At 41.2% G+C, this 15616-nt stretch carries 19 protein-coding genes; 9 read left to right on the top strand and 10 right to left on the bottom strand.

Annotated features, from left to right (window positions below):
* Positions 1–102: 102 nt before the first annotated feature.
* Entirely contained in the window at positions 103–762 is a 660-nt protein-coding gene (locus tag ABE65_RS20855; protein ID WP_066399359.1) for a glycosyltransferase, read from the top strand.
* A gap of 33 nt (positions 763–795) precedes the next feature.
* On the opposite strand, the gene ABE65_RS20850 is transcribed toward ABE65_RS20855, so the two are convergent.
* Both ABE65_RS20850 and ABE65_RS20845 read right to left on the bottom strand, forming a co-directional pair.
* The gene (locus tag ABE65_RS20850) at positions 796–984 is read right to left on the bottom strand and encodes a YozQ family protein (RefSeq protein WP_066399355.1); all 189 of its coding nucleotides are present in this window, start codon (positions 982–984) and stop codon (positions 796–798) included.
* 351 nt (positions 985–1335) lie between these two features.
* Positions 1336–2487 (bottom strand): GNAT family N-acetyltransferase, encoded by a 1152-nt coding sequence (locus ABE65_RS20845; RefSeq protein ID WP_066399353.1) that lies wholly within the window; start codon positions 2485–2487, stop codon positions 1336–1338.
* A gap of 251 nt (positions 2488–2738) precedes the next feature.
* On the opposite strand from ABE65_RS20845, the gene ABE65_RS20840 reads away from it, so the two are divergent.
* On the top strand, positions 2739–3431 hold the full coding sequence (locus ABE65_RS20840; RefSeq protein WP_066399348.1) for a pseudouridine synthase: 693 nt from the start codon (positions 2739–2741) through the stop codon (positions 3429–3431).
* 140 nt (positions 3432–3571) lie between these two features.
* The gene (locus ABE65_RS20835) at positions 3572–4951 is read left to right on the top strand and encodes a YjiH family protein (RefSeq protein WP_231887835.1); all 1380 of its coding nucleotides are present in this window, start codon (positions 3572–3574) and stop codon (positions 4949–4951) included.
* 48 nt (positions 4952–4999) lie between these two features.
* Here ABE65_RS20835 and ABE65_RS20830 read toward each other — a convergent pair whose 3' ends face one another.
* The gene (locus tag ABE65_RS20830) at positions 5000–5476 is read right to left on the bottom strand and encodes a glutathione peroxidase (protein ID WP_066399347.1); all 477 of its coding nucleotides are present in this window, start codon (positions 5474–5476) and stop codon (positions 5000–5002) included.
* 115 nt (positions 5477–5591) lie between these two features.
* Here ABE65_RS20830 and ABE65_RS20825 point away from each other — a divergent pair, with 115 nt between their 5' ends.
* Positions 5592–6065 (top strand): NUDIX hydrolase, encoded by a 474-nt coding sequence (locus ABE65_RS20825; protein ID WP_066399344.1) that lies wholly within the window; start codon positions 5592–5594, stop codon positions 6063–6065.
* 103 nt (positions 6066–6168) lie between these two features.
* Here ABE65_RS20825 and ABE65_RS20820 read toward each other — a convergent pair whose 3' ends face one another.
* A complete protein-coding gene (locus ABE65_RS20820) occupies positions 6169–6849 on the bottom strand; it encodes an LbetaH domain-containing protein (RefSeq protein WP_066399342.1) in 681 nt (226 codons plus the stop codon).
* Between the two features lie 265 nt (positions 6850–7114).
* Between ABE65_RS20820 and ABE65_RS20815 the strand changes: the two genes are divergently transcribed.
* The 5 genes from ABE65_RS20815 to ABE65_RS20795 all read left to right on the top strand — a co-directional run bounded on the left by ABE65_RS20815 (position 7115) and on the right by ABE65_RS20795 (position 10615).
* Complete coding sequence (locus ABE65_RS20815; protein WP_066399336.1) at positions 7115–7462, top strand: lmo0954 family membrane protein; 348 nt, start codon at positions 7115–7117, stop codon at positions 7460–7462.
* A gap of 27 nt (positions 7463–7489) precedes the next feature.
* A complete protein-coding gene (locus tag ABE65_RS20810) occupies positions 7490–8134 on the top strand; it encodes a PspA/IM30 family protein (RefSeq protein WP_066399334.1) in 645 nt (214 codons plus the stop codon).
* Positions 8135–8221: 87 nt separating this feature from the next.
* Positions 8222–8953, top strand: coding sequence for a cell wall-active antibiotics response protein LiaF (gene liaF / locus ABE65_RS20805; RefSeq protein WP_066399332.1), 732 nt, complete (start codon positions 8222–8224; stop codon positions 8951–8953).
* Entirely contained in the window at positions 8950–10011 is a 1062-nt protein-coding gene (locus tag ABE65_RS20800; protein ID WP_066399330.1) for a sensor histidine kinase, read from the top strand. Before liaF ends, ABE65_RS20800 begins: the two co-directional genes overlap by 4 nt.
* On the top strand, positions 9986–10615 hold the full coding sequence (locus ABE65_RS20795; RefSeq protein WP_066399323.1) for a response regulator: 630 nt from the start codon (positions 9986–9988) through the stop codon (positions 10613–10615). Before ABE65_RS20800 ends, ABE65_RS20795 begins: the two co-directional genes overlap by 26 nt.
* Before the next feature lie 3 nt (positions 10616–10618).
* On the opposite strand, the gene ade is transcribed toward ABE65_RS20795, so the two are convergent.
* The 6 genes from ade to ABE65_RS20770 form a co-directional block, all read right to left on the bottom strand.
* A complete protein-coding gene (gene ade / locus ABE65_RS20790; RefSeq protein WP_066399321.1) occupies positions 10619–12355 on the bottom strand; it encodes an adenine deaminase in 1737 nt (578 codons plus the stop codon).
* Between the two features lie 98 nt (positions 12356–12453).
* On the bottom strand, positions 12454–12648 hold the full coding sequence (locus ABE65_RS20785; protein WP_066399319.1) for a YwbE family protein: 195 nt from the start codon (positions 12646–12648) through the stop codon (positions 12454–12456).
* On the bottom strand, positions 12648–12824 hold the full coding sequence (locus tag ABE65_RS22125; protein ID WP_171005587.1) for a hypothetical protein: 177 nt from the start codon (positions 12822–12824) through the stop codon (positions 12648–12650). The genes ABE65_RS20785 and ABE65_RS22125 overlap by 1 nt, the downstream gene beginning before the upstream one ends.
* An 11-nt stretch (positions 12825–12835) precedes the next feature.
* Positions 12836–13330 (bottom strand): hypothetical protein, encoded by a 495-nt coding sequence (locus ABE65_RS20780; protein WP_066399317.1) that lies wholly within the window; start codon positions 13328–13330, stop codon positions 12836–12838.
* A 336-nt stretch (positions 13331–13666) separates the two neighbouring features.
* Positions 13667–15061: a dipeptidase gene (locus ABE65_RS20775; RefSeq protein WP_066399315.1), complete on the bottom strand. Its 1395-nt coding sequence runs from the start codon at positions 15059–15061 to the stop codon at positions 13667–13669.
* 23 nt (positions 15062–15084) lie between these two features.
* A complete protein-coding gene (locus ABE65_RS20770; RefSeq protein WP_066399312.1) occupies positions 15085–15552 on the bottom strand; it encodes a hypothetical protein in 468 nt (155 codons plus the stop codon).
* Between the last annotated feature and the right edge of the window lie 64 nt (positions 15553–15616).

The raw sequence follows: 15616 nt of genomic DNA, 5'->3' as shown, positions 1-15616 counted from the left end.
GAACAGTAAGCTAACGTTTACTGTTCTTTTTTTATTTTCTAAGCATGAAATCATGTGATCGATACAAACTACATATGAATACGAACATAAAGGAGATTTCATATGTACCGAAAAATACTAACCATGATTATGGTGCTTACCATAGCGTTTCCGATTTTTGCTTCATCCTTAACAGCAGAAGCAAAGCCAAAACAACGAGTGCAAGGACCGTGTTTTAACCAAAACGCGATCGATTTGTATTCGTTGCAAAGAAGACTGTGGAAAGACCATGTTTATTGGACGAGAAGCTACATCGTGAGTGCTACTGAAGGAGCCAAAGATCAAGAGGCTGTGTTAAAGAGACTATTACAGAATCAAACAGATATTGGTAACTCCATTAAGCCTTATTATGGAGATAAAGCCGGGAACGAACTCGGAAAATTATTAACAGAGCATATTGTAATCGCAGGGCAGTTGGTGGATGCCGTGAAACAAGGCGATACAGCAAAAGCAGCAACAATTAATAAAAATTGGTACCGTAACGCTGATGATATAGCTAAATTTATGAGTAAAGCCAATCCAAACTGGTCAGAGCAACAAGTAAAAGAAATGCTTTATACACATTTGAAGTATGTCAGTGATGAAGCTGTTGCAAGGCTTAAAAAAGATTACGCTGGTGAAATTGTGATCTTTGATAAGAATAAGAACCATATGGTGATGTTTGCTGATGAAATCACGAATGGCATCATGAAGCAGTTTCCAGACTCATTTAGAACGTCATAAGAAAAAGCCTCTCGAAAATGAGAGGCTTTTTTGCTATTTATGCTTCTTTTCATTTTTATTCTGTTCTTTTTGATCAATGGTACCTTCGTTAAATGTATCGTTGATCTGATCGTGAACCGTTTCTAAGTCCTTATCTGTCTTTGATTTGTTTTTCTTATCAAGTTCAAAGTTTTTCTCTGCGATGTCTTCGGATTGTTTTTGTTTATCTGTTTTGTCGCTCATGAATGATTACCTCCTATTTTAGAAAAGGGTCTACTTATCCTTTTCCCTCTTAGTTTTCCCTGAAACATGTTGAATTAAAATAAGCCTTATCCGATGGTGGATAAGGCTTGTGAGATAAGGCTTGTGGTTGGAAATCCTGTTTTTAGGAATACCTTTGTAGCTTATGATAGTTGTTGATTTCCGTTTCAGGTTGCTCGCTTTCCGCGGGGCAGGCGGTGAGCCACATTTGTACGTTTCACTCTTAAGTGTCTCACCTGCCAGCCTGTCCCGCAGGAGTCTCGCACCTTCCTCTACAATCAACTGTCGCAGAAGGCAAGGATTTGTAAGCTGATAAACTTATAAAATCCTTAATTAAAAGAAATCCAGAAACGCTGCGGGCTTATTTGTAATGATTTCTTCAAATCGTTCTACGTCTTTTTGGTTTCCTTTGATTTTTCCGCATGAAAATAGAAACTGGGGCTTTTGTGACCCTAGAAGTGCTGCTGCTAGCGTTTGTACATCCATAGCCAATGCGTCTGCTACGGTCTCTGATTCCCTCGTGATGCCATTTGCATCGATTGTGAATGTACCGTTGTTCCATTCTGCTTTTTCATCTGTAATGGATAGTGTAAGACTGCCTTCTACGTTCTTAAATGGGTATTGCTTTAGAAAGCTTTCTACATCCACAATACGTGCCATAAAGTATGGATAGTGCTCTTGGTGGATCCGTGGATTATTCAATAAAAACGGAAGCTGATCATTAGATGGTGCAATGATTTTCACTTTGTCTACCATCGAATCGTGTTGACAGATGAAATTCCAAAGAGCTCTGCGTGCATCCTCATTTACATAGACAAACTCTTGAACATCCATCAATTTGTCTGCGACCTTGCAGCATAAATATCCCTTAGGTTCACCGTTTTCATCCTTAAAAAGGATACGGTTGAAGCCCTCTGTAAACACATGATTGTTCCACCAATAGTCGGAACGAACAAGGAGGTGGTTGTATTTACGGAACCATCCCTCATAAACCGTGTTCAGTAAGTCATTTCCGTCCTTCTCCGTTAACCTGGAAATGGTTCCAGGGACATCTTCATATCTTACGAAATCACTTTTATTAAGTGTATATTTGTTCACTGAAGCTGTGAGTTCCCAGCCGAAACGGCGATAAAACTGGATATTGAAAGGGTGAAGCAAGCTGATGCTTTGACCATTCTCCTTCATTCTTAAAAGTGCTTGTTGTAATAGACGGGTGACCGATCCTTTTCGGCGATGCTCTGGCCAAGTGGCTACACCTGCGATTCCACCCATCGGAAACCGTTGATTTTCAATAGAGATTTCCAAAGAGTGAATGTGAAGCTTAGAAATAAGCTCTTCGTTTTCAAACTCTCCCCAGATTTCTTGTCTCTTCATCATTTCATACCGTTTTGGCAGATCTTCTTTCTTTACGATGTACTGAAAAGCATATTGAGAAAGCTGGATGGATTTTTCGAATTCTGACTCGGATAATACTCTACGTTCCATTTTAAAATGACCTCCCTTTACTCCTCCATAGTACAAGTTCGGTGAGAGAGTTGAAAAGGATTTCACTAAAAAAGTTTTTGATGTTTAATTTCCGGGTGATCAAGCATAGATAAATACCTTTAAACAAAATGGTAGTATGAATAGAGAAGTGAAAAATAATGGATATTTATAAAAACTATCGAAATTATATTCATTTGGAGTTATAATTATAAATCGTTGTGCATATTCACAACGTTGAAGTGAGGATTAGCATGCGCATTCATAAATATATAAGTTTAACGGGTTTTTGTTCTAGAAGAGAGACGGACCGACTATTAAAGAATGGTCGGATTTCTATTAATGGAGAGGTCGCGAACAAAGATAGTTTTGTACTTGAAACAGATACTGTCCTTATCGATGGTAAAGTCATTCCTCAAAAAACGTCAGCGGTCTACCTCGCTTTTAATAAACCAGTGGGAGTCACGACCACCTCTAATCCTGGGATTGATGGAAACATTCTAGCGTACATCGAACTATCAGAGCGCGTATTTGCTGTTGGTAGGTTAGATAAAGCCTCTCAAGGGTTGATTTTATTAACGAATGACGGGGAGTTAGCTAATCGGATTTCACAGGCTGATTATGGTCATGAGAAAGAATATGAGGTGACAGTCAATCAACCTGTTACTGATTTGTTTCTTCAAAAAATGGCTCAAGGCGTTTTCATTTTAGATTCAGTAACCAAACCTGCGAAAACAGAGCTCATAAGCAAGTATGTTTTCCGAATCACACTTACGCAAGGACTGAACCGGCAGATTAGGCGTATGTGTAAAACACTCGGGTATGAAGTGGAGAAGCTAGAGCGTATACGTATTATGAATATACATCTTCATGCATTGGAAGTCGGGAAGTGGCGTTATTTAAGGGATGACGAGCTTATTGAACTCAAAAAAGGTTTAGAGATTTAGTAAAAAAGGAAAGAAAAACTAGTATTTTATAAGAATTCTAGCATTTCTTACAATATTGCGAAAATTGTAGAATAAACATATACTTGGAAATGAAAAGTGTATGAAAGCGCTTTACAACGTAGAAAGAGAGGCATAACATCATGGGTTTACCAAAGCAACAAATGAATTATGACATGAAAAGAACAGATTCTTCTAGTTTGATTAAATTTATTGTTCCGTCTTTGATCGGTATATTCTTATTTATGATTCCTATCTCATACAGTGGGGAAATTACTATACCTGTAGCCATTTTAGCTGGAATGTTGCAGGATGGAATCGGCGCGTATATTCCGAAAATCATGACGGCTATCATAGCGATTACGGTTATAGGTTCTCTAGGAACGTACATTTTTAAACCGAAAGCTATTATTAACCAACCGTTTTTAAACACATTGTTTAATGTAAATATCGTATGGCAGCTTATCCGTTTATTAGGATTAGTTTTTGCTGTAATGACGCTGTTCAAGCTTGGGCCGGAAGCTGTATGGTCTGAAAATACAGGACAGCTTCTACTCTTTGATTTAATTCCTGTATTATTTTCGGTGTTCTTATTCGCCGGACTGTTCTTACCTTTGTTATTCAATTTCGGCTTATTAGAGCTTTGTGGAGCTCTACTCGTAAAAGTGATGCGACCTGTTTTTAAACTGCCTGGACGTTCGTCTATCGACTGTTTAGCATCATGGCTTGGTGATGGAACGATCGGTGTTCTTTTAACAAACAAGCAGTATGAAGAAGGTTATTATACAAAACGTGAAGCAGCTGTAATTGGTACAACGTTTTCTGTTGTATCTATCACATTTGCAATTGTTGTTCTTGCTCAAGTCGATCTCGCTCACATGATCGTTCCGTATTATTTGACGGTTGTATTAGCTGGGCTCGTGTGTGCGATTATTATCCCGCGCATCCCGCCACTATCTAGAAAGCCTGATACGTATTATGAAGGCGCAAAAGAAAATGTAGCGGATGAAGTGATTCCAGAGGGTGACACACCTTTTAGATTTGGTCTTAAAAAGGCGGTTGAACGCGCTGATCAAAATAAAAAAGCGGCACCGTTAGTAAAAGAAGGCATTCAGAACGTTCTTGATATGTGGATGGGTGTAGTTCCAATCGTAATGGCGATCGGAACATCTGCACTGATGGTAGCAGAGTTCACACCTTTCTTCACATACCTAGGAGCACCTTTTGTACCGATCTTAGAGTTCCTGCAAGTACCATATGCATCAGATGCAGCGCAGACGATCGTAATCGGATTTGCAGATATGTTCCTACCTTCTATCATCGGAGCAGGAATTGAGAGTGAACTGACTCGTTTCGTAATTGCGGCAATGTCAGTCATCCAATTGATCTATATGTCTGAAGTTGGCGGATTACTGCTAGCTTCAAAGATTCCTGTTAACTTTAAAGAACTAGTTATTATCTTTTTCTTGCGTACATTCATCTCACTTCCGATTGTAGTGGGAATGGCACACCTTATGTTTTAAACAAAAGCTGTTCAGAGAGTCGTTTCTCTGAACAGCTTTTTTTAGATGCTATAAAAGTTCTTGTATATGTTTTTCAATGGTTTCGGGCTTGTCCGTTGGTGCGAAGCGTTTAACAACTTGTCCGTTTCGGTCTACTAAAAATTTAGTGAAGTTCCATTTGATCGCTTTAGATCCTAAAATTCCAGGAGCTTCAGCCGCTAGATATTTAAAAAGAGGATGCGCTCCATCACCGTTTACATCTACTTTTGCAAACATCGGGAAGTTAACCCCATAGTTTAACTCGCAGAACTCCATGATCTCGTCACTTGAACCGGGTTCTTGAGCTCCAAATTGGTTACACGGAAATCCAAGTACGGATAATCCTTCCTCTTTATGGCTCTCATAAATGGATTGAAGGCCTTTGTACTGTGGGGTAAAACCGCATTTACTTGCTGTATTTACAATTAAGAGCACATCGCCTTTGTAAGTGTCTAGGTTCGTTTTCTCGCCTTTGATCGTTTCAACTGAAAAATCGTATACAGACATTTTCTCAAGCTCCTTATTTACGTATTTTTTATTAGTGTACCTGTAAATGGAATGGCTTTCACTGAAAATGCTCGAAGTGGTAAAATAAGGAGCTAACTAGAAGGGGGAAGATAAAATGGACGCAGTGTTTCATGTGGAACATCAAGTTTTTAATTATCGTGTGGCTGCCGTTATGATTAAAGAAGGTCGAGTTCTCATGCATCGAGCGAAAGCAGAAACAAATTGGTCATTGCCTGGAGGACGGGTGAAACTTGGTGAAGATGCTAAATCGAGCTTAAAACGAGAGATGAAAGAAGAACTGGATTTGAACGTGACGGTTGATGGTTTCTTATGGACAGTTGAAAACTTTTTTACATATGCAGAAAAAGAGATACACGAGGTTGGATTATATTTTAAGATCACAGCTGAAAACCCGTTGCCACTTCATGATGGTGAAGAATTTACCGTGTTAGAAGCAGATCGGCTTGTTTTTAAATGGGTATCATTAGAGGATTTGAATGAGTATGTGCTGCATCCCCAAGTGGTGAAAGAAAAGCTGATAGAAGGTTCATTTGAGCCGGATTATTTCTTAATAGACCAACCGCAGTGAGCAGGAATGCGTACTTAACTGGTGTGAGAATAAAGTAAAAAGGTAAGTAGCGAGGTTAACGTTTGTTTTTAACCTTAAGCTGCTTACCTTTTTTACTTCGTTCTTAATCAGATTCTTCTTCGCTGCTGTTATTATTGTAAGCCAATCCGCAAGAACATCGAGAATCACCGAACAATAGATGATAAGCAGCCGGGAACTCTTGATTGACTTCCTGTACGCCGCGCGCAAACTCTTTTACATCTGTTGGTACTCGGGAAAGTGCATCGGCTTTCTTTTGAGAATCGATATAAGCTCCAGGCGGGACAAACCGATTCTTTCGAATACGCACACCGTTCGTAACTACGGCATTGTAGGAAATAAAGCTTCCTTTCTCGACTGTTGCGTTATAAACGATCGCTTTAAAGCCTACGAAAACTTTTTCTCCGATAAAACACGGCCCGTGAACGAGAGCGCCATGCGCGACAGAGACTTCATTGTCGATATAGATGGAATACTTTCTGCCATCTACTTTGACGAACTGATTGGTTAATCCATGTAGAATGACGCCATCTTGAAGGTTCGTATCAGAGCCTATATAAAATGGCGTTCCTTCATCTGCGCGAATACTCACGAGTGGTGCGACATATACGTTCTCTTGAATCCTTACATCACCGATTACGCTAGTAAATGGACTTAAAAATGAACTTTGATCAATGGTTGGTGAAATCTGAATTGGATTAAATGTCGTCTTAGGATTAGGGCTAACAAACGGTTGAAAGCCATCACCGCAATCATTATGTTTCAAAACTACCCACCCCTTACAATTTATCTCTTCAGCCTATGCAGAAAAATAAGAAGTGGAAACCTGTCTAATCAATCATACTCGTCCTAGGTGATATTACCGCGCAGATAGATGTTAGTGTCCACTCCACTTGTACAAAGTGGGGTGTTTGTATTTGTGTGGGGTCAGACCCCACTACGCCTCGAGGCTTATCTAAAGATACAGCTACGGCCAGTTTTGAGAAAATGCTGAGGGAGGTAAGCTAAAGATACGAAAGGAGGAAGCCAAAATGAAAAAATTAGGCTTGCTTGTAGTTGGAGGAATCGCGGCAATCGTTTTGATCGCAAATCTTGGCCCGATGGTGGGTCTTGGAATCGGTCTGGCTGTCATGTATTACGCCTTTAAGAAGGCGATGGCTGCACACAGTGGAGGAAAGAAATTTTGGTGGGGTGCTCTATCAGTAGTTGGGCTTTGCGTAGCTGTTAGCAACCTTCCTGCGATATTAGGCGCTGTTGCGATCTATGTTCTTTATGTGGTTTATAAGAAATGGAACCAATCAGCGGTATTAGATGAGAACGACAGCAATGACCCTTTCACCAACTTTGAAAGAGAATGGGCAAAACTTAAAAACAGCTAAAAACAAACGTTAAAGGAGAGAATCACTATGAATTTATTTGAACGCATTAAAAACTCAATCTCGGCAGATGTACATGAGCTTTTAGATCAAAAAGAGGATAAGAATCCTTTATCACTTCTAAATCAATATTTAAGACAGTGTGAGATCGAAGTAAATAAAGCTCATAAATTAGTAGAACGTCAGCAATTGTTAAAAGATCAATTTCTGCGTGAGATGGAAGAAGCAGAATCAAGAGCAGCTAAGCGTGCTCATCAGGCTGAAATCGCTCAACAAGCGAACGAACAAGAGCTGTATCAGTTCGCAGTCCAAGAAAAAGAACAGCATGCATTACGAGCAGCCCACTTAAAAGAGTCTACGCTTCAAGCAGAAAAAGATCTTGTAGAGCTTGAGCAAAAGTATGAGCAGATGAAACATAAGCTAAAAGATATGCAGATTAAACGCATGGAATTGATGGGTCGTGAGAATGTAGCACGTGCACACCAGAAGATGGACCGTGTGATCGATCCGTCTCAATCCATGAAAAAGTCAGCTTTCCGTTTTGATGAACTTGAACATTATATGGATCGTCTTGAACAGAAAGTAAACGCTGATTACCATGCGAGTTCGATGGAAGCTAAGCTCGCTAAACTTGAAAAAGATTGGAAAAAAGAAGAATCATCTACTACCGTTTGAGACAGTATGTGATACGATAAAATAAGAGACAAGGCGCAAATTGCTGCGCCTTTTACCTCGTTTATGACAGAAAGTGAGTGAGTGTAGATGCTGAATCGGAAAAGAAGTGATTTCTTAAGTTGGGGGCTTTTATTAGCGGTTGTTTTAGTGCTTTTAGAAGCAACTCTAAACGGTGGAGGAATTTTATTTTCTCTTTTAATTAGCGCTGCACTCATGTTCTTTGGAAAAAAACGAATGCCGAAGCGCTCCGGCAAGATCATGTTCTGGCTCGGTGTTTTTATCGCAGTCATGAACGTATTAAGTATGTTCACCTTTAAGCTCTTATTGGTCGCATTCGTCATCTATGTGATCTATGAATTTTATCAAACCAAACAAAACCCGGTTTTTGTTACACCTCAGTTTGAAGCGGATTCTACTAGGTCACAAGATGATATATACAGAAAAGAAACGTTGTTAAAAAATCTTCTGCTTGGCACACAACAAACACCAGAACATGTGTATGAATGGAACGATATTAACATCCAATGTGGTCCTGGTGATACGATCATCGACTTGAACCAGACCATCTTACCCCATGGGGAATCGGTAATTCTCATCCGCGGTACGATTGGGAATATTACGATTTATGTTCCTTATGAGATAGAAGCAGCAGTCAGCCACTCGATGATCATGGGTAATTCAAGGATTTTTGACCGAAGTGAATCTAAACTTTTTAACCAAACGCTCTTTTACAGAACAAAAGGGTATGGAGAAGCGGATAAAAAAATAAAAATTGTTACAAGTATGTTTGCCGGAAGTCTGGAGGTGAAACGGGTATGAGTACTGTTTTACGTCATATGTTCTCCGGTATCTTAGCTGCATTTGCTATAGCAATTGTTTTAGGTTCGATCGTTTATACGATTTTTCCGATCGACAACTGGGATTTTTTATTACAAAAACACTTGCTTGATATTCCCGTTGCTTTCGTCTTGCCATTTTTAGTGTTCATCATGGGCGCTTTCTTTGGTTTAAATTCAGGCATCACGTCTCGCAAACAACTAAACTCCATCAATCGTACGTTGAAGTCCATTGAAGACGGTAGGCAAGTAGATATGAAAGAAGTCAGCAGTCTTGAGTTGCGAACGATTAAGAAGCGTATGGAAGGTATTCAAAAGCAGCTAGGAGAAAAGATTCGTCAGTCTCAGAAGATGGCTACTGAAAAAGCGTTTGATCAAGAGAAGCGGATTCAAGAGATTATTTCCCAAGAAAGAAATCGTTTGGCGAGGGAATTACACGACTCCGTTTCGCAGCAGCTTTTTGCTGCAAGTATGATCATGTCTGCTGTAAATGAAACGCGAAGAGAAGAAGACACACGTGAAACCAAACAGTTAAAGCTTGTTGAAGAAACGATTCATCAAACACAGCTTGAGATGAGAGCACTCCTACTGCACCTTCGTCCTGCTGCATTAAACGGAAAATCCTTGCAGAAGGGGATGGAAGAGCTTTTACAAGAGCTTCTACAAAAAGTACCGATCGAACTAAAATGGAAGATTGAAACGATCCCTCTTGCTAAAGGAGTCGAAGATCACCTGTTTCGTATTCTGCAAGAATCTGTGTCTAACATTCTAAGGCATGCACAGGCAAATAAAGCACAAATATTGCTCGTTCAAAGAGATGATCTGATTATCCTACGCATTGAAGATGATGGTGTAGGCTTTAAGATGGATCAAGAAAAAACAGGTTCTTACGGTCTGCAGAACATGCATGAACGCGCAGCAGAGATTGGCGGAACATTGAAGATTGTGAGTTTGCCAGGCGAAGGAACGCGGCTTGAAGTGAAAGTACCTATTTTGAAAGCGGGAGATGACGGCAATGATCAAAGTATTATTAGTGGATGATCATGAGATGGTGCGTATTGGGGTTTCGGCATACCTTTCTGCGCAGCCAGATATAGAGGTAACGGATGAAGCGGAGAACGGAAAAGTGGCGATTGAGAAGGCACTAGCGCTGAAACCGGATATCATCTTAATGGATCTTGTTATGGATGAGATGGATGGAATCGAAGCAACACGAGAGATTACGGCGGCATGGCCAGAAGCAAAAATCATCGTTGTTACAAGTTTTCTTGATGACGAGAAAGTATATCCAGCACTAGAGGCGGGTGCGTCTAGTTATATGCTAAAAACGTCAAAAGCGAGTGATATCGCTCAAGCTGTTCGCGATACGTATCATGGTAAATCTGTTCTTGAACCGGAAGTAACAGGGAAGATGATGAGCAAGATGCGTAAAAAGCAAACGCGCGAGCCACATGAAGAACTGACTGCGCGCGAGATGGAGATTCTTCTGTTGATGACGAAAGGAAAGACGAATCAAGAAATTGCGGATGATCTGTTCATCGCTTTAAAAACGGTCAAAGTACATGTGAGCAATATTTTGAGCAAGTTGGATGTACAGGATCGTACACAAGCTGTGATCTACGCCTTCAACCATTCAATCGTGTAGTGCTTATTCTGCCTGCACAGAGATATGTTGAAAGGTTTTGAAATCAAATAGCCCGAGATCTGTAAGCTTGATCTCTGGAATGACAGGAAGAGTTAAGAAGGATAGGGTCAGGAACGGATCAAAGTCTCCGTTGAATCCAATCTCCTTTAACTTTTCTTTAAGATGAACAATCTGTTGATTGACTTCTGTAATTGGTCGATCTGACATCAATCCTGAGATCGGAAGCGGGACAGACGCGAGCACAGCTCCGTTATTTGCGATTACATAACCACCTTGCATCTCTCGGATTGCGTCAATCGCTACCAACATATCCTCGTCATTCGTTCCCGCAACGACTAAGTTGTGCGAATCATGTGCAACTGTTGAAGCGATCGCGCCACTCTTGATAAGTAATCCTTTTACGACGCCGAGTCCAATGTTTTCAGTCTTGTTGTGGCGTTCGATCACAGCGATCTTTAATAAATCGTTTGTGGTACATGGTGCAAATTCTCCGTTTTCTGCTGTTGCCGCATGAATTTTCTTCTTGGTAACAATCTGGTTCGGGATGATTTCAATCACATGCATGGGACTACCATTGGAAATAGGAATAGAAAGCTTTTCGGAATTTATCATGGTCATGTTTACCGACTTTGTTAAAGGGGCTGGAGGTTTTGCACGTCTAGATTCTGATCCTTTGTACTTCCCGTTCTGCGCGACCAATTTTCCTCCTACAAAAACATCTGATATGGTGATGGAATCCAAATTCTCAAGCACAAGAAAGTCTGCTTTGTAACCTGGAGCGACAGCGCCTTTTTCTTTTAAACCGTAACATTCGGCTGCGTTCAAGGTTGCGAGTTGAATCGCTTGTAAAGAATCCATACCTTCTTGAATAGCGAGCCTCACGTTATGATCTACGCTTCCTTCTGCTACCAAATCATCCAGGTGCTTATCGTCTGTACAGAATAGAAAGCGACGAGCGTTCTTCGGTGTTACAGCTGTAATGAGTGCTTTTAAATTTTTGGCTACAGATCCTTCACGTATTAGCACGTACATCCCTCTAGAGATCCGATCCAATGCTTCTTGCTTTGATGTACATTCATGGTCCGTTGTGATCAGTGAGGAACGATACACGTTGATACCATTTACGTCTAAACCTGCCGCGTGACCGTCGATCTTTCCGTTCTGCTTAGATGCAGAAACGATTTTTTGAAGCATATCCTCATCTCCTCTAAAAACAGCAGGAAAATCCATCACTTCCGCTAAACCGAGAACACGTGGATGGTTTAAAAAGGGTTCTAGGTCAGATGCTTTTAAGACAGCCCCTGCATTCTCAAAAGGAGTAGCAGGAACAGATGAAGGTAACATCACTCGTACGTCCAAAGGAAGCCCTTCAGACTGATCCAGCATAAAAGAGATCCCTTCAGCTCCTGAAACGTTCCCGATCTCATGAGGATCCGTTATGACCGTTGTAACGCCATGAGCGAGCAACACTTTGCTGAATTCAGCCGGCGTTACCATAGATGACTCGATGTGCACATGACCGTCAATGAAGGCAGGGGATATGAATTTACCCGATGCATCTATCGTTTCATTTCCTTCGTATTGCCCAATACCCGCAATATAGCCGTCAACGATCGCAATATCTCTTTCAATGATTTCAAGATTAAATACATCAATGATTTTTCCGTTCTTGATTACAATATCTGCTGGCATTCTTTTTGTACTAACATCAATTCGTTTTTTTAGAGCATCTATGTTCATGAAGTGATCTCCTTTAAAAAATCTATCAACTAGTATACGAATATCCAATGTATTCCATGTACAGAAAAAACGGTCCCGAGGAGGTGACCGCTTTTGTTTTATGCATTCAGAATGTCAATGACTCGTCCAACTTGACCGTCTTCAAGGCGTACCTTGATGCCGTGTGGATGAGTAGGTGAGTTTGTTAAGATATCTTTTACGATACCTTTTGTTTTCTTACCAGAACGCTGATCTGCTTTTAAAATCACGTTCACAGGAAGACCAGGGGTGATGTTTGCTCGCTTACGATGCATTAAACACCTGTTCTCCGCGCTTGGTTGTTTGCTTTTTTGGTTTGTTGATTTTTTAGCTGGTTCGCCACTTTCACAGGCCCCTTGCTGAATGATCCGCCTGATTGCTGTGCTTTCTTTTCAGCTAAACGCTGCTTCGCGATTTCTTGAAAGCTTAATTTCTTTTTCTCCTCAGCCATCTAAGTCACCTCTATTTTTTCTTTTTAAAATCCGCTTCTTTTAAATAACCTTCTGCTTCTGCATATGTTTCAAATGCAGCTTCTAGTGCATCATCTTCATCAAAGATGAACCACATGCCATCTTCTCCTACGAGGCGAATTTCCTCGTGGCTATGGCTGTACCAGTGTTCTTCTTTACGTTCTTCGTCATCAGAACGATCTTTCTTTGGTTGCTGCCAACCATGTTTCTTTGATAAAAACTCCATGGAGTCTTGAATCAGAGCAATTAATTCTTCTGCTTCATAGTCTCGGATGTTCACATAGCCTTTGTCGTTTTTTACGCTCTGTGGCAGGTGTCCGCCATAAACGAAGCCGTTTCCGTTCGGGTGAAGGTGGTATACGACGATTTTCTTGTCTTGTACACTTTCTTCAAAGTGGAAGTTCAAGCGGCCGAGGGATACCTCGTGCATGTCGAGCTCTGGGAAGTTTTCTTCGATTAAAGCAATTTTATCTTCAAATGAAAGCATGTTTATACTCTCCGTTTCTTTGTTGTGATTGGTTGATTATATCACACTGAGGGGTGAAAACGAAAAGGTCTCTTGTGGGAATTTATGTGTTGTGGTTGGGGGAGTTGATCTCCGTTTCAGGTGCTTCGCTTTCCGCGGGGCAGGCGGTGAGCCCCTTGCCACTTTGCGCCATTAAGGGTCTCACCTGACCGCTTGTCCCACAGGAGTCTCGCACCTTCCACTTCAATCAACTTGCAAGGGTGTCTAATAATCAAAGAACAAATTCAAAACACACGCCATGTTTCAATCCGAGTAAAAAAAGCTGACAAGATTTCTTTCCTGTCAGCTTCATCTGTTTTATTTTGTTGTTGTTTCTTTTTGGATGGATTTTTCGAGTTCGAACCAATAGTCTGCTAGTGTTTCCATGCCTTTGTCGAAGTTTTCGAGATGGAAGTGCTCGTTTGGTGCATGGAAGTTTTCTGTTGATAGTCCGAAGCCCATTAATACGACGGGAATATTCAGCATTTGGTCGAACGTTGCTACGATTGGGATCGATCCGCCACCACGTGTGAACGCTGTTGGTACACCGTACACTTTTTCGTAAGAACGTGCAGCCGCTTGGATGGCTGGGTGATCGAACGGTGTTACGTATGGAGCTCCTTTATCGAAAAGGGTAACTTTCACATCAATGCCTGCTGGCTTATGCTTTTCAATGTGAGCTTTTACTTTTTCGATGATCTCATCTGGCTCTTGGTTCGGTACGAGTCGGCAGCTGATCTTTGCGTGTGCTTTTGCAGGGATTACAGTCTTGATTCCTTCACCTTGGAACCCTCCCCATACGCCGTTTAACTCTAAAGTAGGGCGGGCCCATGTACGTTCGATGTGAGAGTAACCTTCTTCACCTGTGAGCTCTGTTACGCCAAGCTGATTCTTAAGCGCTTCTTCTGTTAGAGGAAGAGCGCGGAATGCTTCTCTTTCTTCTTTCGTCAATTCTTGTACATTATCATAGAAGCCATCTACTAAAATGCGTCCGTTTTCATCACGGAACGATTGAAGAAGCTCTGTGATCGCGTGCAGCGGGTTCTGAACAGCACCACCATATAGACCGGAATGGAGATCACTGTTTGGTCCCGTAACATCCACTTGCATCGCACACATGCCGCGAAGGCCGTAGCAGATCGCTGGTTTTCCGCGATCTAGCATGCCTGTATCCGAAATAACAATAACGTCTGCTGCTAGTAAATCTTTATTTTCCTCAATAAACTTCGGAAGACTTGGACTCCCGATCTCTTCTTCACCTTCGATACAGAACTTGAAGTTAAGAGGGAGTGTACCTTCTGATTTTAATATGGCTTGTAAAACTTTTACGTGCATGAACGTTTGGCCTTTGTCATCTGATGCTCCGCGCGCGTATAGTTTGTTATCGCGGATGGTAGCTTCATAAGGCGGAGATTCCCATAGCTCGATCGGATCGACAGGCTGTACATCGTAATGGCCATAAACGAGTACGGTCGGCTTGCCTTCTGCCTTTAACCAGTCTCCATAAACAACAGGATGCCCGTCTGTTTCATAGATTTTCACATTGTCCATTCCAGCATTCGTAAGGCTATCTGCGATCCATTCTGCACCTTTTCGAACGTCTTCTTTGTGCTCTGGCAATGCACTTACACTCGGAACAGCAAGCCAGTCTGTTAACTCTTCTAAATGCGTGTCGCGATTTTCTTTTAAGTAATTGACGATTTTATCTGTCATAGCAAAAATCCTCCTTATGTACGTTATGTTCTACTTCCTAGTTTAATGGAGTTCAGCTCGGAAATGAAATATTCTTTATCCTCTTTTTTCATAATCTGTTGAGAAGCTTGTAGCGCTAGAGCAAAATACTCTTCCATACTGGTTTCATCATCTTTTACTAGATAAGCACGTGCAAGAGCTTCATACGCGAAAGCCAGATCAAAATCGGTTATGTTGTTCTCCAAACAGAGTTCTAGAGAGTGTTTCCCGTGAAAAAGCGCGGACTCGCTCATGTTTAGTAGGGCATACACTCTTGAGAGCTGCCATTCTCCACGTGCGAAGTGGAGAGGTTCTCCGATTTGTCCCCAATGAAAGCGCGAGGCGTGAGCGGTATGAATCATTTCTACGTCTTCTTTCTTCGTGCGGTCTTTCTTTTCGATCATGTCCCACGTTTTATTAAAATTCTCTACAGCCTGTTTGCGATGCCATTCTTTAAGAGTGAACTTCTCCATCCATTTCACACACCTTATGTATTTGTGGTTTACTAAAGGTAAAGCTATCGGTATGTGTATTCTG

Origin of the sequence: Fictibacillus phosphorivorans (assembly GCF_001629705.1) — a bacterium.
Lineage (GTDB): Bacteria > Bacillota > Bacilli > Bacillales > Fictibacillaceae > Fictibacillus > Fictibacillus phosphorivorans_A.
The sequence above is the reverse complement of the archived record's forward strand: the minus strand, read 5'-3'. Positions and strand labels throughout refer to the sequence as shown.

Coding starts and splice junctions, on each gene's coding strand:
- ABE65_RS20825 (WP_066399344.1), top strand. CDS start 5,592: ATGGACGCAGTGTTTCATGTGGAACATCAAGTTTTTAATTATCGTGTG.
- ABE65_RS20830 (WP_066399347.1), bottom strand. CDS start 5,476: ATGTCTGTATACGATTTTTCAGTTGAAACGATCAAAGGCGAGAAAACG.
- ABE65_RS20835 (WP_231887835.1), top strand. CDS start 3,572: ATGGGTTTACCAAAGCAACAAATGAATTATGACATGAAAAGAACAGAT.
- ABE65_RS20795 (WP_066399323.1), top strand. CDS start 9,986: ATGATCAAAGTATTATTAGTGGATGATCATGAGATGGTGCGTATTGGG.
- ABE65_RS20785 (WP_066399319.1), bottom strand. CDS start 12,648: ATGCATCGTAAGCGAGCAAACATCACCCCTGGTCTTCCTGTGAACGTG.
- ABE65_RS20780 (WP_066399317.1), bottom strand. CDS start 13,330: ATGCTTTCATTTGAAGATAAAATTGCTTTAATCGAAGAAAACTTCCCA.
- ABE65_RS20845 (WP_066399353.1), bottom strand. CDS start 2,487: ATGGAACGTAGAGTATTATCCGAGTCAGAATTCGAAAAATCCATCCAG.
- ABE65_RS20850 (WP_066399355.1), bottom strand. CDS start 984: ATGAGCGACAAAACAGATAAACAAAAACAATCCGAAGACATCGCAGAG.
- liaF (WP_066399332.1), top strand. CDS start 8,222: ATGCTGAATCGGAAAAGAAGTGATTTCTTAAGTTGGGGGCTTTTATTA.
- ABE65_RS20775 (WP_066399315.1), bottom strand. CDS start 15,061: ATGACAGATAAAATCGTCAATTACTTAAAAGAAAATCGCGACACGCAT.
- ABE65_RS20855 (WP_066399359.1), top strand. CDS start 103: ATGTACCGAAAAATACTAACCATGATTATGGTGCTTACCATAGCGTTT.
- ABE65_RS20770 (WP_066399312.1), bottom strand. CDS start 15,552: ATGGAGAAGTTCACTCTTAAAGAATGGCATCGCAAACAGGCTGTAGAG.
- ABE65_RS20810 (WP_066399334.1), top strand. CDS start 7,490: ATGAATTTATTTGAACGCATTAAAAACTCAATCTCGGCAGATGTACAT.
- ade (WP_066399321.1), bottom strand. CDS start 12,355: ATGAACATAGATGCTCTAAAAAAACGAATTGATGTTAGTACAAAAAGA.
- ABE65_RS20840 (WP_066399348.1), top strand. CDS start 2,739: ATGCGCATTCATAAATATATAAGTTTAACGGGTTTTTGTTCTAGAAGA.
- ABE65_RS22125 (WP_171005587.1), bottom strand. CDS start 12,824: ATGGCTGAGGAGAAAAAGAAATTAAGCTTTCAAGAAATCGCGAAGCAG.
- ABE65_RS20815 (WP_066399336.1), top strand. CDS start 7,115: ATGAAAAAATTAGGCTTGCTTGTAGTTGGAGGAATCGCGGCAATCGTT.
- ABE65_RS20800 (WP_066399330.1), top strand. CDS start 8,950: ATGAGTACTGTTTTACGTCATATGTTCTCCGGTATCTTAGCTGCATTT.